Annotated in this window: 14 protein-coding genes and 1 tRNA gene; 5 read left to right on the top strand and 10 right to left on the bottom strand. The window is 57.2% G+C overall.

The window, feature by feature from the left end; all coding sequences use genetic code 11:
• Positions 1–55: 55 nt before the first annotated feature.
• The 4 genes from ACONT6_RS18005 to ACONT6_RS17990 form a co-directional block, all read right to left on the bottom strand.
• Complete coding sequence (locus ACONT6_RS18005) at positions 56–475, bottom strand: c-type cytochrome (RefSeq protein WP_428819757.1); 420 nt, start codon at positions 473–475, stop codon at positions 56–58.
• A gap of 274 nt (positions 476–749) precedes the next feature.
• Entirely contained in the window at positions 750–1865 is a 1116-nt protein-coding gene (locus ACONT6_RS18000; RefSeq protein WP_428819756.1) for a purine nucleoside permease, read from the bottom strand.
• Between the two features lie 27 nt (positions 1866–1892).
• Positions 1893–3311, bottom strand: coding sequence for an adenosine deaminase family protein (locus tag ACONT6_RS17995; RefSeq protein WP_428819755.1), 1419 nt, complete (start codon positions 3309–3311; stop codon positions 1893–1895).
• 200 nt (positions 3312–3511) lie between these two features.
• Entirely contained in the window at positions 3512–5740 is a 2229-nt protein-coding gene (locus tag ACONT6_RS17990; RefSeq protein WP_428819754.1) for a TonB-dependent receptor, read from the bottom strand.
• Positions 5741–6286: 546 nt separating this feature from the next.
• Here ACONT6_RS17990 and ACONT6_RS17985 point away from each other — a divergent pair.
• The gene (locus ACONT6_RS17985) at positions 6287–8527 is read left to right on the top strand and encodes a TonB-dependent receptor (RefSeq protein WP_428819753.1); all 2241 of its coding nucleotides are present in this window, start codon (positions 6287–6289) and stop codon (positions 8525–8527) included.
• A gap of 149 nt (positions 8528–8676) precedes the next feature.
• Positions 8677–8753, top strand: a tRNA-Arg gene (locus tag ACONT6_RS17980).
• Between the two features lie 446 nt (positions 8754–9199).
• Here ACONT6_RS17980 and ACONT6_RS17975 read toward each other — a convergent pair.
• The 5 genes from ACONT6_RS17975 to ACONT6_RS17955 form a co-directional block, all read right to left on the bottom strand.
• Complete coding sequence (locus tag ACONT6_RS17975; RefSeq protein ID WP_181254673.1) at positions 9200–9862, bottom strand: hypothetical protein; 663 nt, start codon at positions 9860–9862, stop codon at positions 9200–9202.
• 496 nt (positions 9863–10358) lie between these two features.
• Positions 10359–14126, bottom strand: a complete 3768-nt coding sequence (locus tag ACONT6_RS17970) for a S8 family serine peptidase (RefSeq protein WP_428819752.1) — start codon at positions 14124–14126, stop codon at positions 10359–10361.
• A 445-nt stretch (positions 14127–14571) separates the two neighbouring features.
• A complete protein-coding gene (locus ACONT6_RS17965; protein WP_428819751.1) occupies positions 14572–15561 on the bottom strand; it encodes an NADP-dependent oxidoreductase in 990 nt (329 codons plus the stop codon).
• A 215-nt stretch (positions 15562–15776) separates the two neighbouring features.
• Positions 15777–16835 carry an AraC family transcriptional regulator gene (locus ACONT6_RS17960; RefSeq protein ID WP_428819750.1) on the bottom strand — a complete coding sequence of 353 codons (1059 nt, stop codon included), beginning with the start codon at positions 16833–16835 and terminating at the stop codon, positions 15777–15779.
• Positions 16836–16867: 32 nt separating this feature from the next.
• The gene (locus tag ACONT6_RS17955; protein WP_428819749.1) at positions 16868–17281 is read right to left on the bottom strand and encodes a MarR family winged helix-turn-helix transcriptional regulator; all 414 of its coding nucleotides are present in this window, start codon (positions 17279–17281) and stop codon (positions 16868–16870) included.
• Positions 17282–17543: 262 nt separating this feature from the next.
• On the opposite strand from ACONT6_RS17955, the gene ACONT6_RS17950 reads away from it, so the two are divergent.
• The 3 genes from ACONT6_RS17950 to ACONT6_RS17940 are packed head-to-tail and all read left to right on the top strand — an operon-like array spanning position 17544 to position 20084.
• Positions 17544–18977: a cytochrome ubiquinol oxidase subunit I gene (locus ACONT6_RS17950; RefSeq protein WP_428819748.1), complete on the top strand. Its 1434-nt coding sequence runs from the start codon at positions 17544–17546 to the stop codon at positions 18975–18977.
• Positions 18964–19968: a cytochrome d ubiquinol oxidase subunit II gene (gene cydB / locus ACONT6_RS17945; RefSeq protein ID WP_428819747.1), complete on the top strand. Its 1005-nt coding sequence runs from the start codon at positions 18964–18966 to the stop codon at positions 19966–19968. The genes ACONT6_RS17950 and cydB overlap by 14 nt, the downstream gene beginning before the upstream one ends.
• Positions 19968–20084, top strand: a complete 117-nt coding sequence (locus tag ACONT6_RS17940) for a DUF2474 family protein (protein WP_428819746.1) — start codon at positions 19968–19970, stop codon at positions 20082–20084. Before cydB ends, ACONT6_RS17940 begins: the two co-directional genes overlap by 1 nt.
• Here the strand turns inward: ACONT6_RS17940 and katG are convergent.
• Positions 20081–22258: a catalase/peroxidase HPI gene (katG, locus tag ACONT6_RS17935; protein ID WP_428819745.1), complete on the bottom strand. Its 2178-nt coding sequence runs from the start codon at positions 22256–22258 to the stop codon at positions 20081–20083. The genes ACONT6_RS17940 and katG overlap by 4 nt on opposite strands.
• Positions 22259–22416 lie beyond the last annotated feature (158 nt).

The raw sequence follows: 22416 nt of genomic DNA, 5'->3' as shown, positions 1-22416 counted from the left end.
GACATAAAAAAAGCCGCTCCATGAGCGGCTTTTTTGCACCGGTGTAAGCAGTCGCTTACTTGCTGCCTTCCACCATGTGGTCAACAGCGGCCTTCACTTCATCGTCGCTGCAGTCCATACACAGGCCGCGCGCCGGCATCGCGTTGAAGCCGTTGATGGCGTGGGTGTAGAGGGTATCGATACCCTTGTCGATACGCGGAGCCCAGGCAGCGGCATCGCCAAACTTGGGCGCGCCCGCAGCACCGGTCGCATGACAGGCAGCACAGTGGCCGGTATACACGTCGCTGCCGCTGCGGGTACCACCGGAAGAGGCACTGGCTGCCGGCGCCGCTGCGGCACACTCGTCGCCCTGCATACAGGTCTTGCCGGCCGGCGCGATACGCTCGGCGATCTGTTCATCTACAGACTGCGCCACAGCTACTGCCGCACCAGCCACCACGGCCAGGGCCGCCACGAAATTCAAAACAACTTTCATCCAATCCCCCTAAAGGCCTTGCGCGGCCCGTAGATTCCGGTGTGTTAGCCACATACCTCTACAATTCAGCCGCGCATTATAAGCATAGCGCCCGCCTGTGCGAAGGCCTGAACCCAATCCCGTTGCAAACGGCGACTTGCGGCCACGGAATCTGCGGGTAAAAACCTACGTCAATCAACGGGGTCTGGCGAGGTACCCCGTGCCACCGAGGGCATCACAGGCTAATGGGTACCCGGCACCATAGCGACCGTGGTCGACGGTAAACCGATGCAGATTATTTGCCTTCCACCTCGTAGGGCATCTGCTCCTTGTAGGTGCCCCAGTCATTGACCAAGGTGTCCACCACACGGCTACCAACGCGGTAAGCGCTTTCCAGCGACAGCTGCAAGCCGGCGTAATTCTCACCTTCGCTGAGCAGGCTCTCTGCCGCGGTCATACCCGGGTGCGGCACGGTGAAGTTGCTGGCGGTGCGCAGTACCATCAGGCGGTCATAATCCGCCTTGCCTGCGCGGTCGAGATAAATGAGGGATTGTGCGGTGCCGGTATCTTCCATGGCGGAAGATACAAAGCTGCCCTGCCCTTCACTCCAGTAATCCACCCATTCGTTGGCCCATTGGTTCAGGTAGTCCCCGTGCCAGAAGGTCATGCCCGCGAGATTGTCGCCCTTGAGCACGAACGGCTTGCGCTGCGCATTGGGGAAGTCGGTAAATGCCTTGCGGTCCTCGGCAATGTGCTCGTCATCGCCAAGATCGATGTCTTTGGTGAGCTGGAATGCCCATTCGGTCAGTTCGCCGTTGATTTGGAATACCTCGCCCTGGTTCGGCGGGCGCTTCTCCGGGTAGGGGCCCTTGCTGAACAGCGGGAAGTTACCGGTGGACCAGTCTTCCGGCAGCTCGCGGCCGTCGATCTCGTGCATCAGGTCGCCGTCCACCAGCCATTCCGCCCAGGCGGCAGAACCGATGGAAGCGTCCGCGGGGTCGAAACCGGAAATTCCGGCCACCAGCCAGTAGGCCTTGCTCAGGTCAAAGCGCGGATCCAGTCCCAGCGCCATTACCGCAGAGGCGGATTTGTTGGTGCCCATACCGGTCACCATACCCAGCACACCGGTTTCCGGGTTCAGGAACAGATCGTGGTGAGATTGGGGAAAGGGAAAGCGCTGGCTCAGCTTCTGGCGTTCCTTCCACAATTGGAATTCCCCGGCGGTATCTCCCTCGTCCTCGCCGATTTCAAACATATTCACCACCACCACTTTTACCGGGATCGGTGATGGGGTTTGCGCGCCCTGTTTTTCTGTCGGTGCTTCAATATTTTTTTCACAGCCGGCGGCTACCAATAAGGACAGCAGCAGGGAAGAAAACATCCCCTTGGAGAGAGCGTTATTCAACATCATTTTTTCTCTTGGTTTTCCATCAAAAATTTAGTTCGCGGCCATCGCAGGCGTGGAGTACTCGCACAGCGTGTATTTTTTACAGATGAAACTGTGACTACGCGGCACCACGTCACTGAGCGCGCCTGAACCGCGACGCTGGAAACGTTTTTTGAAACGTTCGAGCCGGCGCTCGTAGTCCTGCAGCAATTCCCGCTTGGTTTGCGCATCAACAAAACTGTGCTGCAGGGAATTGCGGCCCAGTGACGTCAACTCCTCCCAGGACAGGTTGAACTCCTTCACGGCGACAAAGTATTCGTCGGTCATATTGGAATCCCACATGCCGCGGTCATCGGTAGACAACGCCACCGGTATACCCATGCGCAGATACTCCGGAAACGGGTGCTGGCTGTAATCGTCCACGTAGTCCAGCAGGAGATTGCTGATCAGGTTGATTTCCACCAGATAATCGCCGCTGCGCATCAGCAGCATGGTATCCGGATCGCTGATCAGGTTGACGCCGTGCCCGATACGGGTAGCGCCCAGCAACAGCGTATCGCGGACATGATGATTGGGTTCGTCCACCTCGCCGGCGTGGATAGACAGGGGAACACCGGGAATATCCCGACGCAGTTTGCGCAGGGTGGGCAGGAACCGCAGCGGGTGGCCCTTGTCATTATCTTCGCGGCCCACCATGTTGATGCCCACAAACAGGTCGCGGTTCTGATCAACATAGCGGTAGATCCATTCCAGGTCTTCCTCCGCATTGCCGATAAAACGCAGCAGGTAATACTGCATGCGTGCGGTAACGCCAGTGGCCAGGGCATCGGGCTCTGCCAGTCGCTGGCGGAAAATATCCGCGACCTCATCCGTGGTAAAGGCGCTGCCATCGGGGCGACTATAGAAACGGGTGCCCTCCATGGTCTCCAGATAGGTGAGTCCCTCACGCGCAAACGCCTGCATGTTCTTCACCAGCATTTCGGCGTTGATATACGGGTTGTGGCCGAGGTCGTTGAGGCGCTGCCAGTGGGTCTGGAAGAATTCCTCTCGTCCCTCATGTTCTTTGTCCAGCCGCAGGCTGTTCATCCACGCGGCTTTCTCGCGCGCATCCAGTGCGTCGATTTTTTTGTATTCGCTTTTTTCACACTCAGACAGCGCCTCGAAGCTGGAGCCCTGCAGGTTGCGGAAATACATCAGATAGGGCGCCATGCCGAACATGTCACTACCGTAACCGGCACAGTTGTTGATGCGCACCCGGGTGTAATACTCGTAGCCACCATTGAGTTTTTCATTGGTAGCCAGCTCGTACCACCACTCGCTGAAATTTGAGCCGGTGAGATGATTGTGCAGATCGCCCCCTTTGGGCAGGGCATAGAGGAAGCGATAGAGTTCGCGGTCGTCGGCGGAGGACTTGAAATCCTCGAACCAGGGTTCGACTGCATTGACTGCGGGACTAATGGTTGTTGCCATCAGACTCGCAAAGATTGCCAAAATAGGATAAATGGCAGACTTGGATCGCTTAGTCATATTCACACTCAGACTCCAGCCTCTAAAAACAATAAACCCGGTGAACGATTCTTGTAGCAAGAATCTACCGGGTTAATGTGATGTTTCAATGGTCATCCGCACAGGCCACTGCGTCGTGCCTGCACGGAACCATTTTTGCAAGATTAGAAGTTCTTGCGGAATTCCACTCCGATAATACGCGGGTCGTTGACGAAGCCGGTCAGGTTATTGAAATCAATCTGGCCCTTGATGTTCTCCTCGTCGGTGATGTTGCGGCCGAACAGCGCCACTTCGTAGTCACCGGAGAAACTGGTGTATCCGGCGCGCAGGCCACCTTCAAACTGATTGTCGATGGTGTACTCTTCCGCGGTGTAGAGCGCGAGATGGGTTTCACCCTGATAGGCCCAATCGGTATAGAAGAACATCTCGCCATCATTACCCACCGGCACGCCGTAGCGCAGGGTGAAATTGAACACACTCTCCGGCGCAGACTGGAAGGGGTTACCGTCAATCATTGCCAGGCCATCAGTAGTGAGCGGATTGGTGACGGTACACTGCCCGGAACCACAGGGTGCGGTCGTCAGGTCGGCATCCTGAATTTCGGTATCCGCAAAACCGACACCGGCAGTCAGCAGCAGATTTTCGGTGGCTACCCACTCCAGATCTACCTCGAAGCCCTTGCCCACACCTTTATCCGCGTTCAGCAGGCGGTTGAAGTTGCCACCCCCACCAACAGCGGTCAGCTGGATATCGTCGATCTCGTAGAAGAACACCGCGGTGTTGAGGCGCAGGGTATCTTCCAGCAGGTCGGCCTTGTAACCCACCTCAAAGGAAGTGATGGTTTCCGAATCGGCCACCGACGGGCTGCCTTCAAAGGCCACGTCGCGGGCCTGAATGGACTGGGCACGGAAGCCTTCCGACAGACGTACATACAGGCTGGACTGATCGTTGAGTGCGTAGTTCAGGCTGCCTTCCCAGCTCAGCTGGTTATCATCGATCTTTACCGGGTCGTAGTCCTGGATCCCGGCAGCACCGATAACCACGGCAAAGCCATCCACGTTCTGCTCACCCACCACCAGGGATTTTTCGTCGTAGGTGTAACGCAGGCCCACGGTACCGGTCAGAGCATCGGTAAAATCATAGGAGGTCTGACCGAACAGCGCCCAGGAAGTGTTGCCATGGCTGACGGTGGTAGCACCGAAGAAGCCATCGATACTGGTCACATCCAGATCGGCATCGTAATAGAAACCACCCAGCTGCCATTGCAACGGATCATTGGTGTTGCTGGCGAGACGCACTTCCTGGGTGAGCTGGGATACATCCGCTTTATCTTCGGTAACCGCGTCAAACGGAATAAAGCCGGGACCATCGCCTACCACGCCGCCGTCGATATCCCCTTTACTGGAACCGTCCGCACCTTCGTAGGCAGAGATGCTGGTCAGCAGCATGTCGCCCAGATCCCACTCCAGTTTCAGGGACGAACCGGCGCTTTCATATTTCTGCGGGTTATTGTCGCCGCTGTCGTAGTACACCGCATCGCGATCGAAGCTTTCGTTTAACTCACCGTTTTCACCCTGCTCGTAGATATTCGCACGGAAAACGCTGGCGGTACCGTCGAGATCGCGCTGGTGCACATTCAGCAGCGCGGAGAAGTCTTCCGTCGGCGTCCACAGCAGCTGCCCGCGGGCGGCCACTTCGGTAAAGCCGCCCATGACATCGCCTTCCCCGGTATAACCGTTGTCGATCCAGTCGCCGCGGGACTGACGCAGAACCGATACGCGGCCGGCGAGTTTGTCATCAATCAGTGCGCCGCCGAAGGCGCCTTCAATATTGGCGGTGCCCAGTTCACCGGCAGCCACTTTCACGTAACCTTCGTTTTCCTGGGTGGGCTTGCGGCTATCGAACTTGATCACACCCGCGGTAGTGTTGCGGCCAAACAGCGTACCCTGCGGACCGCGCACCACTTCCACCTGCTCCACGTCGAAGATCGGGAAGCTTTTCAGCACCACGTTTTCCTGCACCACGTCATCGAAGATGATCGAAACCGGCTGCGACGCGGCGAGATCGAAGTCGGAGTTGCCCAGGCCGCGAATATAGAATCGCGGTGCCGCGCGCCCGTTGGAGGATTCCGCGTACAGGTTTGGCACCCGCGCGGCCAGCGCGAGAATGTCATCGCCGGCAGTAAAAATGCTTTCAAAGCCCTCACCGGACAGTGCCTCTACGGAGATCGGCACATCCTGCAGCCCTTCCGCGCGTCTCTGGGCGGTGACGGTGACCTCCTCCAGCACTGCCGTTTTACGTTTTGCCTCGCCAGCCTCCTGGGCGGCGGCCACCGTCGGCAGGGTCGCAGCGATAGCGGCAGCGAGAAGAGTGGGTGTGATTGCCTTGCTCATTGATCAGTATCCTTTGCGCAAACCGAGTGCCGGAACAGGCAGCCGGTGGTCTTCGGTTCTCGTTGTATTTGTTCTGTGTGGTGTATCCCGATAACCAGAAGAGCAACGAGCGTGCCAAAAAATTAACCGATTAGTCAGATTGGCTGGGTATGTCGCCCGCCAATGGACACGGGCGACTGCGGTGCGCTAACCGCATCCTGTTGCTCAGCCAGCGTCAGGGCGCATGCACCGCAATCTTTCACGGGGCTCTCTGGCGCGCAAATTACGCACCGTTTTAAGCCGTTTACGTATTGGGCGCCGCTAAATTAGCGCGATGCGAGACACAATTGCGTCCGCCCCCATGGTGCAGCCTCTCCAACCCCACTTTTTAAAAGCCCCGCGAAGCATTTCGACGTCACCCAAGACAATTTCTGACAACTTGGTCAGCTTTTGGCACATTTTGTGCGAAACAGACTTCGGCGCGCGCTCCGAGGTGCGAGCCAGCAGCGGCCGGGATGTGTCGATGGCCAGCAATCCAACCCAGATAAACAGCAAGGTGACAGAACCATGTACCGCTCCATTCTCAACGCCGCATCCCGGGCGCGTTCCCCGCTCAGCGTGGCGATTGCCCTCGCCATCGTCCCCTCAGTGCTGCACGCCAACCAGCTGGAAGAAGTCACCGTTGTGGCAGAAAAACGCAGTGAAAGCCTGCAGGACCTATCCCAGGCGGTAACCGCGATGTCCAGCGATGACCTGGAGACCAAGGGCATCGAGTCTTTTGTGGATCTGAGCGGTGTGGCACCGGGGGTCACTGTGGCCAAGAACGAGGGTTACAAGACGGTGATCTCCATCCGCGGGGTGGGTAATGAAGCCAACCAGAATGCCATTGCCAACCCGTCCGTCTCCTACCATATGGACGGCATCTATATCGCCTCCCCCTTCGCACTGCAGACAGACTTTATCGACGTGGAACGCATCGAAGTGTTGCGTGGCCCCCAGGGCACCCTGTTCGGCCAGAACTCCACCGGCGGCGCCATCAACGTCATTAGCAGCGCCCCCTCCACCGAGGCATTTTCCGGCAAGGTAGATACCACGCTCGGCAGCTACAACCTGCAGAAGGTTCGCGGTTCGGTGAACGTGCCGCTGTCGGATACTGTCGCCATGCGTACCTCGCTCACCAGCGCCACCCGCGACGGCTTTTCCAAGAATGTCCTCAACGGGCAGGAGCTGGACGATATGGAGAATCTGAGCCTGCGCACCGACTGGCTGTTTGATCTCTCCGCCAACACCAGCCTGCGTGTATTCGGCCAGGCGTTCGACGAAGATGCCAACGGCGCTGCCATCAAGGGCATCGACGACCCGACGCCGGACGAACGCAAACTCGCCCAGGACACCCGCTCCAAATACACCCTCGAATCGCGCATCGTCGGCGCCATCCTGGAAACGGACCTGGGTGCTGTCACCCTGAAAACCCTGGGCAGCTGGCAGAAAGATGACATTCTGGTAGTACGCGACAACGATCGGCATTCTTACGAGTTGAACCCGGAGTACACCATCAGCGCATTCGACCCCGAAACCTCGGAGGTTGAAACGCGTACTCTTGAGGTCAATATGATTTCCAATCAGCCGCTGTTCGATAAGGTGGACTGGATCGTGGGTGCCTTCTACCTGGATACCGAACTGGAAAACCACATTCGCGAGGAGCTGGATACCAACGGCAACGGCGTGCTGGACGGCTACCCCACCACCTTCCCGGACGTGTTTGCCGGCGATGTCGGCTTTATCTCCGACGCCTTCCCCACACGGGAATCCCTGTCGCTGTACGGCCAGACCACCTTCTACGCGAATGACACCACGCGCCTGATTACCGGCCTGCGCTACACCGAGGATGAGGTCTACAGCGAGGTCTCCAACTTCTTCGTGCCGGAACCGGATATCATCGAAGCGGAGACCGACGTGGTCACCGGCCGCCTGGCCCTGGAACACGACCTGAATGAGACCACCATGGTGTACGGTTCCTACACCCGCGGCTTCAAACCCGGCGGCAGCAACCTCACCTACGGCAATGGTGAAGACGGCTCCCCGGCACTGGTGGACCCCACCTTCGAAGACGAGACCATCGATGCGTTCGAGCTGGGGATAAAAGCGGAACTGCTGGACGGCCTGCTGCGCACCAACCTGGCTTCCTTCTACTACCAGTACGACAACCTGCAATTCCAGGCCACTGACCCGGACATTTTCCAGGGTGGCGTGGCCAACATTCCAGAGTCCGAGATCTACGGAACCGAGCTGGAAGTGACTGCGTTGCTCGGCAGCGCCTGGCTTCTGGACCTGAAGCTGGCGGCGATCGAATCCGAGATCACCTCCGACTTCGACGCCCTGGACAATGTGGCCGTCAGCGGCACCTTCTTTGGCGACGAGCTGCTGCGCTACAACAGCCGCGAGAATGTGAACGGCAACGAACTGGCCAAGACCCCCGGCATGACCGCCGACCTCAGCCTGCAGTACACCAGCACCTTCGACTCCGGCACCGCCTTCACCGGCACCCTGCAGTACACCTACCGCGGCAGTTTCAGCCAGCGCATCTTCGAGAACCCCGCTGTGGATAAAGTGCCCGCCTACAACGTGGTGAACGCCGTGGCCGCCTTCGACCTGCCCAACAGCTGGGGCTTTGACCTGATGGCCATGAACCTGTTCGACGAAGACGGCGTCAACTCCCGTATGAGTGACGTGTTCGGCGTCAACGCCACCGGTGTCGAGCTGATCCCGCCGCGCCAGCTCATGGCCCGCGCACGCTACCAGTTCTAACCCCCTTCCCTCACAGGACCGGCCCGCCCCTCAAGCGAGGGAGCGGGTAACCGGCACAAAGTCCAAATCCCCGCTTTGCCCTATCCCGGTGCTTCTGTATAATCCGCGTCCGCGCCCGGTTAATGTAACCCCTTGATTCGGCGCACATTCCGCCCGTAGCTCAGCTGGATAGAGCGTCGCCCTCCGGAGGCGAAGGTCAGAGGTTCGAATCCTCTCGGGCGGGCCATATATAAAAAAGGCCACCCGTTGGGTGGCCTTTTTTATATATAGTCCCAAGCCCAAGGGCTTCGACCAATTCCCAGGTTCGACTCGCAGGCGCAAAGCGCCGGAGAGCAGCGAGCCCGCAGGGCGAAGCTAATCCTCTCGGGTGACTTTTCTTATATGCCACCTCAAGCCCGAGGGCTCTGACCAACTCCCAGGTTCGACTCGCAGGCGCAAAGCGCCGGAGAGCAGCGACCGAAGGGAGCTACCCGGAGCGAAGCGGAGAGCCGCGAACAACGAGAGCGCATCCTCTCGGGCGACCTCGTTCATGTTAAAAAAAACCCCTGCTCATACGCGAGCAGGGGTTTTGTTTTATCGATCTGAGAATAAGGTTTGGCTGACATATCTTATTCCAACCAACTTCCCAGAAATCGACTAAACCGCAATAGGTTTATATTGTTGCAATACAGATCAAAGCCGCAGCGTATTGGCCTTGAATTCACCGATACAATAATCCGCAGCCGCGTGTAATTCCTGCTTCAATCGCGCTGCCTCGTTCCCCACCAGCTCGTCATAGGTAGGCGCCGTCTCGCTATCCTCATGGCTAAATTTGCTGCACATAGATTCGGCGAGTACTTCCTTGGTGGAAGTGTCGACCAGCCGTAAAACTGCGCTGTAGCCTACTTTGTATTTATTCCAAGTGGTTGGGAAGTAAACGAAGTTCCAATTTGTGGTGCGCACATCCAGCAGCAATCTGGCATCACTCACTTGCGCAGTGAGATCGTCCAGCTTGGCGCCAGAGGTTTCAATTCTGGTATCTTCAAGAAGACGCAGCGAGTATTCCTTGGCCAGCTCTGTAGCCAGAGAGTCATAGATATAGCCGGCAGGGTCTTGAACATTATTTTCGGCGACCAGCTTATTGCCCGCAGAAATCATGGCGACGGCACCAAGTGCGCCAAATGCACCTTTACCGGCCGTCATCGCTGCAAAGCCCGGCTTTTCACTGGAGAAAGATCCGCTGATGGCTCTACCCTCTATCATCGGAATCGACTCTTCAGACAAAGGCACTGTTTTAACACCAGCACAGCCAACAGCAGCAAGCGCCAGGCTCAGGATGAAGAGTTTCTTTAACATTATATTTCCCCCAGTTATTTGAGTGGTTTGTTGGTAAATTTTTATTTGAGATTATTGTTTATTTTTCACAAACACCGCATAGCAAGCTGGCACAAACAACTGCTCTCGACCCGCCGCCTCTTATCCGATCGAAACCGTCAAAAAAACATGCTTCCAGACTGCTGCGAGAGTTTTCCAAGCCTATAGTCAGCGATATGGCACAATAATACACATTTCTACTATCCACACAAAACTTAGCATTTTATTTGCATTTATATGCTAAATATCGAGGTGAAAACCTAATTTAAATTTAACCGGGGTCCATCACCCTTGCCGTGACGGCCACACCCACTGACCAGCCAAGGGGATTTCTTGCTGTCGTATGTTTTTGCAGCATTGGGCGCCGCATTAGGCAGTGTGGAAATATACAACCCGTCGCGCGGCCATACATAAAAAAGGCCGCTGATGCGTAAACATCAGCGGCCAAAGACAGGACCAAATGAAATTTATTTAACGCTTACAGCAGCATGTAAGTCCGCATGGTGATCTGCTTGGTGTGACTGCCCTGCGGGCCAGCCATCTCCACGCGCAGATGTACAAACTCACCCGCTTCGCCCGCATTCGGGATAGTGGCAATCCACTCACCGTCTACCTGCTCCACCTCTGCGTCCACCCAGTTGCTTTCAGAGAACTTGGTGGAAACCGGGCAGTACACGAATGCCGGTACGGTATCCACTACACACTCCTGGCCGTAGCCGTACTGCAGGGAGACGGAAGACAGGTCGACTTCACCCAGTCCATCCATTACCCCGGACAGTTTGACCTGCATCGGTTCACCGGCGTTTGCGGTATTCACAATGCTCACCGGCAGGTCGATTACCGGTACCAGAACCGGTTGCGGCCCCTGTTGCTCGGCGCTGGTGTTGAAGGAGTAAATGCCCTGGTAGAGCGAGCCCAGGTGGTCACCTATCGGGGAACGCTCGCCCACGCCTCTCGGGTAGTAGCGAATTTCCAGGGTGATTTCACTGTTGCTGTCGGGCACGGTGAGCAATCCACCATCCGGGTACTGGGTTTCACCATTGACGGTCAGGCCGTAGGCCGCACGTCCGTTGTAGCCACCGGTGCCATCGTGACCGGCCGCATCACCGAACGAGGGGGTGCGGATCTGCAGCACATTGGTATCGCGATACGCGAGGGGGGAGCCACTGCTCAGCAGAGTGCCGCCACGGGGGCCTTTGAACCAGGAAGTTTCCTCTTCGGCGCCAGCAGTCATCAGACGCGGACCGTCGAAGTAACCACCGTTGCTGCGTAACTGGTGGTCGGGCATCACAATGTTGGTCCAGGCATTTTTGCTGGTCGCGGTGTAATACTCTTCACGTTCCACCGGGGTCATCACCAGCTGCGGGCTGCCGGTGGAGTAGAACTCACCGGTGCTGTTGGTCATGGCCATCACATCAGTCCAGGCCGGACGGTCGTCATCCTGCGCATGGTAACGCGCGGTGATTTTATGCATGTCCTTCTCGTGAACCTGCACCAGACCGCCGTCGATGTGCCCATCGGTGATGTGGTTGATGGAGTATGCGTAAGGGGTGCGTTCCGCCGCAATACCAGACCAGCTCACCAGGTTGTTGCCGGCTTCTACCTGGGCCGCGATGCGCTCGCCCTGCTCGCTGCTCACACCGATCACAGGCACCTTGGGTGTACCGTTGATGATGCCCTTGTAACGACCACTGCTGCCCGGGCGATAGAAAATCACACCCGCAGCGCCGTGCTTCATCGCATTACCGACCATGTAGGAGGTCAGGTAGTAGGGGTTGGCAATCAGCGCGATCTTGCCTTCAAGGTCGAACTGTTCCCAGTCGGTGGCATAACCAGCATCGCCCACAGCGACCATTTCCGCACTGCCTTCACCGTGGAAGCTGAGCGCCAGGCCCTGGTTGACGTAATCCAGCTCTTCGCCATTTTCCAGAGTTACCACCGCTTCCGGGGCAATCGCACGGGTAGTCACGAAAGAGCGGAAGCGCTCGTCGTGGCCCTGTGACAAGGCGTAGAAGTTCTTGACGTAGTCAGGCGCCAGCTCCATTGCCGCCAGCTTCGCCGTTTGGGCATCGTCCAGCGCGTAGGTAAAGCCGAAGGAATAACCCTGGGGGACCAGCGGCTTATCGGCCTTGAATTCCACCTTCTCTGCATTGCGCGCATCGAATTCAATGGTGGCGTTACCGGACACCTTGCGACGCAGCACCGCCATCTGGGCCGCGGATTCCACCAGGCCGCCGAAAGCGCTATCGGTATCGAAGGTCATGATGTTGGCGACGATGCTGTACTCGCCTTCCGGCAGTTTCATGCTGGCGACACCGTTATGTACCGCCAGATAATGACCCCAGTCATCTTCGTCGTTCATCACGTAGATTTTCGAGGGGGACTGCGCCGGCTTGCCGCGGTGGTCGGTGACGGAAAAGCTCAGCTCGACTTGCGGCTGATCGATCCAGAAGGAAACCGGAACGGTGAGACGCTCGTCGGTGTTGCCGACAACAGTGCCCTCGATGCGACCGGTGATTGCACCGTAAGCGCCACTGCGCAGGCCAACGGTCGGGTCGATCCAGACCGGTACCTGGACACTGCCGTTCGCCGGTACGGTGATGGACTTGACGCCCAGCCCGGCCAGTGTAGACGGCAATTCCACGGACTCGTCTTCACCGACGATATCCAGCTTCAGTTTGAAAGTTTTGTCTTCAGCGGAGAGGTTTTCCAAGGTGACCGAAGTTTCGGTGTACTCGTAATGACCACCCGTGAAAAAGCCCAGTTCCGGATTCGGATTGGCCACGACGTTCTGAACCATCGCCTGATTGACGTCCATGGGGCCTGCGCCCTGCTCCAGCACGTGCGCATCGCTCGGAGTTACCGAGGACGTCAGTACTTTTTTCAGCTCGCGCGGCGTCAGTTCCGGGCGCGCCTGCTTGAGCAGCGCAGCGCCACCGGAAACATGCGGCGCGGCCATGGAAGTACCGGAGAGAGCGGTATAGCCGGTTTCACCAAAACCACCGGACGCAGCCGCAACCACGGCAACACCCTGGGAAGCGATATCAGGCTTGGAAGAGTGGCCATCCGGGGATGGGCCGCGGGAGGAGAAGACCGCGGTTTCGTTGTTGCGATCGATCGCACCCACGGTCAGGGCGCTGGGCGCACAACCGGGAGAACCGACGGTTTCGCGGGTAAAGCTGTTGCCCGCAGAAATAACAAACAGGGCTTCGTCGCTAAGCGCTTCCACCAGGTCCACCATGGGGCCGTCACAGGAAGTGGCGCTGCCACCCAGGGACATACTGACGATGTCCGCACCCTGCTGTACTGCCCAGATCATGCCGTTCATGATGCCGTAAGTGGAACCACCACCGGTATTGCTCAGGACCTTGCCGATCACCAGATTGGTTTCCGGAGCCATACCTGCCCAAAGGCCATTGGATTCAGCGCCGGTGCCGGCGATGGTGGTGGCAACGTGGGTACCGTGACCATTCAGGTCGTCCACACCGTTGCGGGAATAGGTGAAGTCACGGGAAGCCACAACGCGACCGTTAAGGTCCGCATGCTCGGTGTCGTAACCGGTGTCCAGTACCGCCACAGTGACACCTTCACCGGTGAAGTCCGCCGCGTATTTGCCGTGGGCGCCGGTCAGCGGCACGGTCGGGGTCAGGGTTTCAGAACCGGACACCTTGTGCGCATGGACAAACGCATCCAGCCACACACCTTCTACGCTGTTATCTACGGTCAGCTGGGTCCAGAGTTCAGCAGCCAGGGACTTTTCGATACCGAAAGCGGCGCTGTCGATAATTTCGATTTCACCGGTCAGGGACATACCGTTGAGTGCTTTGGGCACTGCAGCGCCCTTTAGGGTGCCGTCGACGTATTCGACAATCACCGGCAGCTTGCTGGTGGATGCGTCGTCGTAGCCCGCCTCGTAGAGCTTGCTGATATTGAACAGCTCCATGTCCACGGCTTTTGCGTCTACCAGCTGTTGCGCCTTGGGCGGCACCACATAGGTGCTGTCACCGTACTTGTAGATGCTGGTCACTACGTCACTGCCATCTTCACCCATCAGGCGAATACCGGCCAGCGCACCGTCATTTTTTACAACGGCGGAAACCTTGTCACCGGTAATCAGGGTAAAGGTCAGTTCGCCACCAGCAGGCTGCTGCTCGGGCTCCTGGGCCAGAGCGGGAGCCGCGGACAGCCCCCCCGAAAGCGCAAATATGGCCGCGGCCAGGCGACTCACTCTGCCAAAATTATTCATCTTAAATACCTAAAAATTTAATTTTATTCTCATCAACCGCGCCGCAAGGCTCTGCTTTATGTCAGGAACAAGCCCATGGATTTCACAGGGAGAGATTAATATCGCGGGTTATTATTCTGTTGAGGAAGGAATTCCTGACTCTTCAGTTTGCTTACCCGCGCAGTTTTACAAGCTGTCCCTAGTAAGACTTCGCGGTACGTCACAACCTCACAGAACACTGCGTAACGTTGTGTAACACCCCTTGTAAAAAATCGGCCGGTGAGCCTGCGGATATCGCGATCTAATTCAAATAACCAAACCCAGTTTCTACAGGCGCAAGAAATCGAAATAAATTTCTACAAAGAGACGTTCAAAAAATCAGGAAAATAAATGAGAAAATTGGGGGAGGGAGATGTCGTCGAATAAATGCCTCCGTCACGGGCGTGACGGAGGCGCGAAATCAGTTTCAAAGTTTAACCAGCAACTTACCCTGGTTTTCACCACTGAATAGCAGGTTGATACCTTCCTTGGCACTGTCCAGCCCTTCGATGACATGGGTGCGGAAACGGATCTGGCCATTCTGTACATATTTGGTCAGGGCTTCGGTCGCTTCCTGCGCCTTGTCCAGGTGGTCCGGTACCACAAAGCCCTCTACACGCAGGCCTTTCAAGTTGATGTCCATCCAGTTCGGGCCCGGCGCCGGCTGTTCGAAGTTGTACTCGGCGATCATTCCGCACACCAGGATACGACCGAAGCGGTTCATCCGCTTGTACGCCAGCTCCTGAATCGGACCACCGGTATTTTCAAAGAACAGGTCAATACCGTTCGGGCACGCCTGGTCCAGCTCCAATGCGAGGTTGTCAGACTTGTAGTTGATCGCCTTGTCGAAACCCAGCTCTTCTTCCAGCCAGCGACATTTTTCGTCACTACCCGCGGTGCCCACTACGCGCAGGCCTTCGGCTTTGGCCATCTGGCCCGCCAGTGAACCGACAGAACCGGCAGCCCCGCTCACCAGAATCGTCTCGCCCGCTTGTGGCCGGCCGATCTTGATCAGACCCACGTAGGCCGTGAGGCCGGTGACATAAAACACGGACAACAGTGCTTCCGGATCGAGGGAGGGATCCACGACCTGCATTTCCTCGTTGCCGAGTACGTACTCCGCCCAGCCGGTGGTACCGATTACCCGTGCGCCTTGCGGGTAATTGGAATTGCGGGACTCCACCACCTCACCCACGCCGTAGGAACGCATGACCTCACCAATCTGCACCGGTGGCATGTAGCTGTCCTCGCGCGGGTTCAGCCAGGTGCGCATGGCCGGGTCGAGGGACATATAGGTCTGCTTGACCAGGAACTGTCCCTCTTCCAGGGTCGGGGTTTCCAGCTCGACGGTTTCAAAAATATCCGGTGTCAGGTCGCCGTTCGGGCGCTTGCTCAGTTGGATCGCTTTGTAGGTCATAGAACACTCTTTGCTGAACTGCGTGGCAATGATTTGTTGGCAGTGTGATCTCTTTGTACCCGCCCTGAGGAATGGGCAGGCAGGGCTGATTCGATCGCGTATTGTCGCGGCAAGGGCAAGAGTGAAACTTGTCTAAAGGCGTAAATTATTTGTCAATTCACGCCAGATGTTTTGATTTTTCAGGGGGAGAACGAAAGTGGCCTGTTGCGCGGCATTTAACGCAACCAGGAGGGGCGTCGGCGCTCGCGCGCCAGTTTTTTCGCCGTGTCGGAAGGGGCGGCGTTGGCCTGGCGCCACTGTCGTGGACTGACACCAAACCAGCGCTGAAAGGCTTTGGAAAAAGTGGCCAGGTCGGCGTAACCGAGCAGCGCCGCCAGCTGGGTCAGACTGATATCGGATTCTTTCAGGTAGCGGGAGGCCACCGCCTGGCGGGTTTCATTCAGCAGCGCCTGAAAGCTGGTGCCCTCTTCCATCAACATGCGCTGCAACGAGCGGGTACCGAGCATCATGTAGTCCGCCACATAATCCAGGGAAACCTTGCCGCTGGGCAGCAGGTTGCGCAGTAACTGGCTGACGAATGCGGGTAATTCCTTGGGCGCGAGTGCATCCAGTTTGTCGATATGCGCCTGCATCAGTGCGTGCAGGGCCGGATCCGCATCGCTTAACGGCGCCTCCAGCAGTGCGGCATCAAATACCCAGGCATTTCTGTCACTGCTGAACTGGGGCGCGGTACGCAACAACCGTGTGTAACTGCGCGTGGAAGCACCGGCGGCAGTCTGCAGATAAAGACCGCGAGGGTTCCAGTTATTGCCCAGCAACATTTTCAACAGCTGCCAACCGACGGCAACCCCGTGCTCGATTGCCTGTCGCGAGGGAATGCCCTCGCGCAGCACTGGTGTGTATTCGAGAAATGCCAGCTTGTTGTGTATCTCCACCTTCACCGTGCCGCTGCTGGAATGCAGATGGTAGTAGCGGGCGAGCTCCGCCAGGGACTCACCCACAGTGTGGGCGTTTTTCAACAGATACAGCAGCTGACCAAATACAGCCGTTCCCTGACGCAGCCCCAGTTCCAGCCCGAACAGCGGGTTGCCCGATACCTGTGCACAGTCATCCAAAAGCAACGCCATCCGCTGGTAGGAAATCATGCTTTCGGGCTGTGTGAGGATATCTACGGGCAACCCCGCCTTTTCCAGCATCGTCTGTTCGTCGAGCCCCGCCGCGCGGCAGGCTTCGTCGAACAAGACCAGGGATGAGGCCCGGGAAAAATCTTCCATTGTGAAACCTGGTTAACTGTGACTGAAGCGCATTACCCCAACTTCGTCAGCAGCTCTATCGCTTTGTTTTTTTGCGCCTCGCTCAACGCTGAAGTCAGATCATCCGCAATATGGGTAAAACTTACCGTGGCATCCTTGTATAAGGTTTTTCCAGTCTTCGACAGTCTGACCAGGCTTTGCCGGGCGTCTCGTGGATTCTGCACTTTTTCCACCACACCATTTTTCTCCATGGGCAATAGCAGGCGTGTAACACCCGAGGCACTCATACCGATATGTTCTGCCAATTCTATTCGGGAGACTTCCTGGGTACATCGACAAAGGTAATCCATAACCAGGTACTCGGTCAGACTGATACCGTGGACACTCAAGCGGTTACCTGCTTTACGTGCGAGCTTGGCGGCGAGCAACGCGTTCTGGATGACGAGGTTAGCACTGGTAGTTGACATGATGGATATACTGCACAATTAGTTGATTGCGCAAGTATATGTGCAGCACTAAATCTGTCAAGCACGGCTATGTAACCAGCAGATTGGAGCCCAGGCGGGCCCCGCGCCTCAAGAAAACATCTGCGCGCCATATTTTGACAGCAAGACCACTCTATCTCCTTTTTTGCGCTATCCCCGCCTAGACACCGCACCTGTGACGACTACGGTTTACTAGGAAAAATGAAAAAACAGCTGCTTCGGCAGGTTAAGAGGTAAGGCAGGCTTGATCGAACAACTAGACGCCGTATTGCTGGCCCGTGTGCAATTTGCTTTCACCGTGTCGTTCCATTTTATATTCCCGGCGTTTTCCATCGGCCTGGCGAGTTACCTGATGGTGCTCGAAGGGCTGTGGTTGAAAACCGGACGCGGTGTCTACGCGAATCTGTACCGCTATTGGCTGAAGATTTTTGCCATAGGCTTCGGTATGGGCGTGGTCTCCGGCGTTGTGCTTTCTTATCAGTTCGGCACCAACTGGTCGGTGTTTTCTACCAAGGCAGGACCGATTATCGGGCCACTCATGGGCTACGAGGTCATGACCGCGTTCTTTTTGGAAGCGGGCTTTCTCGGCGTCATGTTGTTTGGCATTAGCAAGGTGGGAAAGGGGCTGCACTTTTTTTCCACCTGCATGGTGGCATTCGGCACATTTATTTCCGCTTTCTGGATTCTGTCGGTCAACTCCTGGATGCAGACGCCAGCAGGTTTCGAAATCAATGCCGACGGGCAGTTTGTGCCGGGCGGGTCCTGGTGGGACATCGTCTTCAACCCGAGCTTCCCCTACAGGCTGGTGCATACGGTAACCGCGGCGTACCTGACCACCGCTTTTGCCGTTGGTGGTGTTGGCGCCTGGCACCTGTTGAAAGACAGCACCAATGTGGGTGCGCGCAAAATGTTTTCCATGGCGATGTGGATGGCGGTGATCGTGACCCCCTTCCAGATCGTCGCCGGTGATATGCACGGTTTGAACACGCTGGAGCATCAGCCGATCAAGGTGCTTGCGATGGAGGGGGATTACGATCCCAGCCCAGAGGGCGCACCGCTGATTCTTTTCGGCCTGCCGGATGACGAGGCAGCAGAGGTGCGCTACAAGGTGGCGATACCCAAACTGGGATCACTCATCCTGAAACATGATCCCAACGCGCCCCTGCCAGGCCTGACCGATTTCCCCCGGGATGAATGGCCGCCGGTAGCCATTGTTTTCTGGTCTTTCCGAATCATGGTTGCGATCGGCTTTGCGATGCTAGCACTCGGCATGTGGAGCCTTATCGCGCGACGCCGCAAAAAACTCTATACATCGAAAAAATTACATCGCGCCGCCGTAATCATGGGGCCTGCGGGTTTTGTCGCCGTGATTGCGGGCTGGATAACCACCGAGGTCGGTCGACAGCCATTTACCGTATACGGGTTGCTGAGAACTGCGGAATCCAGCTCTCCCCTGGACGCGCCTGCCGTGGCGGCATCGCTGCTGGCATTTATCGTGGTTTACACCGCCGTGTTCGGCGCGGGCATTTACTATCTGCTGCGCCTGATGGCCCAGCCACCACACCGCGGGGAGACAGAGCCGCCCAATGTGCCCTTCCACGCGGCGGGTATTACGCCGGCATCGAGCATCGGTGCCAGTTCGCTAAAAGAAGCGGGGGACTCCCATGGCAAGCTTTGATCTGCCAACCATCTGGGCCGCCATCCTGTGCTTTGCGGTGTTCGCCTATGTGGTAATGGACGGGTTTGATCTGGGTGTCGGTATCCTTTTTCCGGCCCTGAGTCCGGGCGAGGAAAAGGATCAGGCGATCAATTCCATCGCTCCGGTATGGGACGGCAATGAAACCTGGCTGGTTATGGGCGGTGGCGGTCTGCTGGCGGTCTTCCCCCTCGCCTATGCCATCATATTGCCGGCCACTTACCCGCTGATGATTGCCATGCTGCTCGGCCTGGTGTTTCGCGGCGCCGCGTTCGAATTTCGCTGGCGGGACCCGCGGCATCAGCCGCTGTGGGATCTGGTAATTACCGTGGGCTCAACCGTGGCCGCCGTGGCCCAGGGCATTACCATTGGTGCGCTGCTGCAGGGTATCCGTGTGGAAAACAATGCCTATGCCGGTGGCTGGGTCGACTGGTTAAGTCCGTTCAGCTGCCTCACCGGCATTGCCGTAGCCGTAGGCTACAGCCTGCTGGGTGCTACCTGGCTCATCATCAAAACCGAAGGCAGCTGTCAGCGGCATGCGCGTCGCCTGGCGTTCCGGCTCGGCATCCTCACCGTGCTCGCGCTGGCAGCGGTCAGTGCCGCAACCCCGTTCCTGGATTACGAATACTGGCGACGCTGGTTTGAGATGCCGCAGGTACTGCTCACCGCACAAATTCCCTTACTTGTCGCCATCTGTACCGGATTCTTTTTCTGGAGTTTACGCAAGGGACATGAAGTACTTCCCTTTCTGATGGCACTGGCACTGTTCCTGCTCGGCTTTATCGGCCTGTGTATCAGTATTTTCCCGTATATGGTGCCGCGCTCGATTACGATCTGGGATGCCGCAGCCCCCCACAGCAGTCAGCTGTTTATGCTGGTCGGGGCCGTATTTATTATTCCGCTAATTCTGGCCTACACCGGCTGGGCCTACTGGGTGTTCCGCGGCAAGGTCGGCACCGAGGGGTACCACTAGTGGAGACGCAATCCACCCTGTGGAAGCGGCTGGCCTGGATGGCCGCGATCTGGCTGATGAGCGTCGCGGCCCTCGGTGCTATTTCACTGCTGCTGCGTTGGTGGTTAGTGGGTTAGCCGACTAAATCAAACCGATCCGCATTCATGACTTTGGCCCAGGCGGCGACAAAATCCTGCACAAATTTTTCCTTGCTGTCGTCCTGTGCGTAGAGCTCTGCGTACGCGCGCAGGATGGAATTGGAGCCGAACACAAGATCCACCCTGGTTGCGGTCCATTTCAACTGATCGGTTTTACGATCGCGGATTTCATACAGGTTTTTGCCCGCGGGCTGCCAGGTATTGCCCATATCGGTCAGGTTCACGAAAAAGTCGTTGCTCAACTCTCCTTCGCGATCGGTAAACACCCCGTGCTTGGTACCATCATGGTTAGTGCCGAGCATCCGCATGCCACCGATCAATACCGTCATTTCCGGCGCAGTCAGTCCCATTAACTGGGTGCGGTCGAGCAGCATTTCTTCCGGGTTTACCACATAGTCTTTCTTCAACCAGTTGCGATAACCATCGTGGATGGGTTCCAGTACATCGAAAGCTTCCACATCCGTCATATCGGCCGTAGCATCTCCGCGCCCCGGCGAGAACGGCACGGTAATATCAAAACCCGCAGCCTTGGCTGCCTGTTCGACACCGACATTGCCCGCCAACACGATGACATCCGCAACGCTTGCGCCGCTCTCCGTCGCAATGGGTTCCAATACCGACAATACCTTGGCTAGCCGCTCAGGCTCGTTGCCCACCCAGTCTTTCTGGGGGGCCAGGCGGATACGCGCACCGTTGGCACCACCACGCATATCTGAACCGCGGAAGGTTCGCGCGCTGTCCCACGCGGTAGCGACCATCTCGCCAATACTCAGTCCGCTGGCGGCAATCTTGGCCTTTACCGCATCGACGTCATAACTGGTGCTACCTACCGGCACCGGGTCCTGCCAGATCAAATCTTCCTGCGGCACATCCGGACCGATATAGCGCGCTCTCGGTCCCATGTCGCGATGGGTCAGCTTAAACCAGGCTCGCGCAAACGCGTCGGCAAGCGCGGCGGGGTCTTTATAGAACCGCTCGGAAATCTTGCGGTATTCCGGATCCATTTTCATCGCCATATCGGCGTCGGTCATGATCGGAGTCGTGCGGATGGAAGGGTCTTCGACATCGACCGGTTTATCCTCTTCCTTGATATCCACCGGCTCCCACTGCCAGGCCCCGGCGGGGCTTTTGCGCGGCTCCCACTCGTGGTTCAGTAGCATTTCAAAATAGCCGTTGTCCCACTGGGTTGGATGGGTGGTCCAGGCACCCTCGAGACCGCTGGTAACCGCATCGCGGCCAATGCCGCGCTTGGTTTTGTTGAGCCAGCCGAAGCCCTGGTCTTCGAGGGGGCCCGCTTCCGGCTCCGGGCCAAGTAACTCGGCATCACCATTGCCGTGGGTTTTACCCACGGTATGGCCGCCGGCGGTCAGCGCCACGGTTTCTTCATCGTCCATGGCCATACGGGAAAAAGTCACGCGCACATCGTGTGCGGTTTTGAGCGGGTCCGGATTGCCGTCCACCCCTTCGGGGTTTACATAGATCAGGCCCATCATGACTGCGGCCAGCGGATTTTCCAGATCCCGCTCACCGGAGTAACGGCTGCCCTCACTACCGGTGGGCGCCAGCCATTCTTTTTCCGAACCCCAGTAGGTATCGATTTCCGGATGCCAGATATCCTCGCGGCCAAAACCAAAGCCGAAGGTTTTTAAACCCATTGACTCGTAGGCAATGGTACCTGCATAGGCAATCAGATCTGCCCAGCTTACTTTATTGCCGTACTTTTGTTTGATCGGCCAGAGCAGGCGACGCGCCTTGTCCAGATTGCCGTTATCGGGCCAGGAGTTCAGCGGTGCAAAGCGCAGGTTGCCGGTTGACGCACCGCCGCGGCCGTCGGCGACGCGGTAAGAACCGGCCGCGTGCCAGGTCATGCGGATCATCAGCCCACCGTAATGACCCCAGTCCGCCGGCCACCATTCCTGGCTGTCGGTCATCAATGCGTGTAGATCCTTTTTGAGCGCGTCGAAGTCGAGCTTCTTCAATTCTTCCCGGTAGTTGAAATCCGCCCCCATCGGATCCGACTTGCAATCGTGCTGGTGCAATATGTCGAGGTTCAGGGCCTTGGGCCACCACTCCATTACTGAGTCGCCGCACTCCGTCATACCGCCGTGCATAACCGGACACTGGCCGGAAGTACTGGTCTTGCTATCAGTCATGGTCTAAATCCTTTTTTTGGTAGAAAAGCGCGTAAATATGTCGTGTAGCGGAACGCGGGCCGCCACACTTTTTTGGAGCCTGCCTTTCTATAACACTTCACATCCGGCTCTGTGGCCCCTAGTGGTCACAGGGGTATGCCTTCGCGCCAGAAATTCTG

The sequence above is a fragment of the Microbulbifer sp. MCCC 1A16149 genome, assembly GCF_050368945.1.
In the GTDB taxonomy this organism is placed as follows: domain Bacteria; phylum Pseudomonadota; class Gammaproteobacteria; order Pseudomonadales; family Cellvibrionaceae; genus Microbulbifer.
Note: the sequence above shows the minus strand (reverse complement) of the source record. Positions and strands in the feature narration are given on the sequence as shown.

What these genes read in the sequence shown, in the direction of transcription:
- ACONT6_RS17985 (WP_428819753.1), top strand. Translation starts at nt 6,287, where the DNA reads ATGTACCGCTCCATTCTCAACGCCGCATCCCGGGCGCGTTCCCCGCTC.
- ACONT6_RS17990 (WP_428819754.1), bottom strand. Translation starts at nt 5,740, where the DNA reads ATGAGCAAGGCAATCACACCCACTCTTCTCGCTGCCGCTATCGCTGCG.
- katG (WP_428819745.1), bottom strand. Translation starts at nt 22,258, where the DNA reads ATGACTGATAGCAAGACCAGTACTTCCGGCCAGTGTCCGGTTATGCAC.
- ACONT6_RS18000 (WP_428819756.1), bottom strand. Translation starts at nt 1,865, where the DNA reads ATGATGTTGAATAACGCTCTCTCCAAGGGGATGTTTTCTTCCCTGCTG.
- ACONT6_RS17975 (WP_181254673.1), bottom strand. Translation starts at nt 9,862, where the DNA reads ATGTTAAAGAAACTCTTCATCCTGAGCCTGGCGCTTGCTGCTGTTGGC.
- ACONT6_RS18005 (WP_428819757.1), bottom strand. Translation starts at nt 475, where the DNA reads ATGAAAGTTGTTTTGAATTTCGTGGCGGCCCTGGCCGTGGTGGCTGGT.
- ACONT6_RS17965 (WP_428819751.1), bottom strand. Translation starts at nt 15,561, where the DNA reads ATGACCTACAAAGCGATCCAACTGAGCAAGCGCCCGAACGGCGACCTG.
- ACONT6_RS17995 (WP_428819755.1), bottom strand. Translation starts at nt 3,311, where the DNA reads ATGGCAACAACCATTAGTCCCGCAGTCAATGCAGTCGAACCCTGGTTC.
- cydB (WP_428819747.1), top strand. Translation starts at nt 18,964, where the DNA reads ATGGCAAGCTTTGATCTGCCAACCATCTGGGCCGCCATCCTGTGCTTT.
- ACONT6_RS17970 (WP_428819752.1), bottom strand. Translation starts at nt 14,126, where the DNA reads ATGAATAATTTTGGCAGAGTGAGTCGCCTGGCCGCGGCCATATTTGCG.
- ACONT6_RS17960 (WP_428819750.1), bottom strand. Translation starts at nt 16,835, where the DNA reads ATGGAAGATTTTTCCCGGGCCTCATCCCTGGTCTTGTTCGACGAAGCC.
- ACONT6_RS17955 (WP_428819749.1), bottom strand. Translation starts at nt 17,281, where the DNA reads ATGTCAACTACCAGTGCTAACCTCGTCATCCAGAACGCGTTGCTCGCC.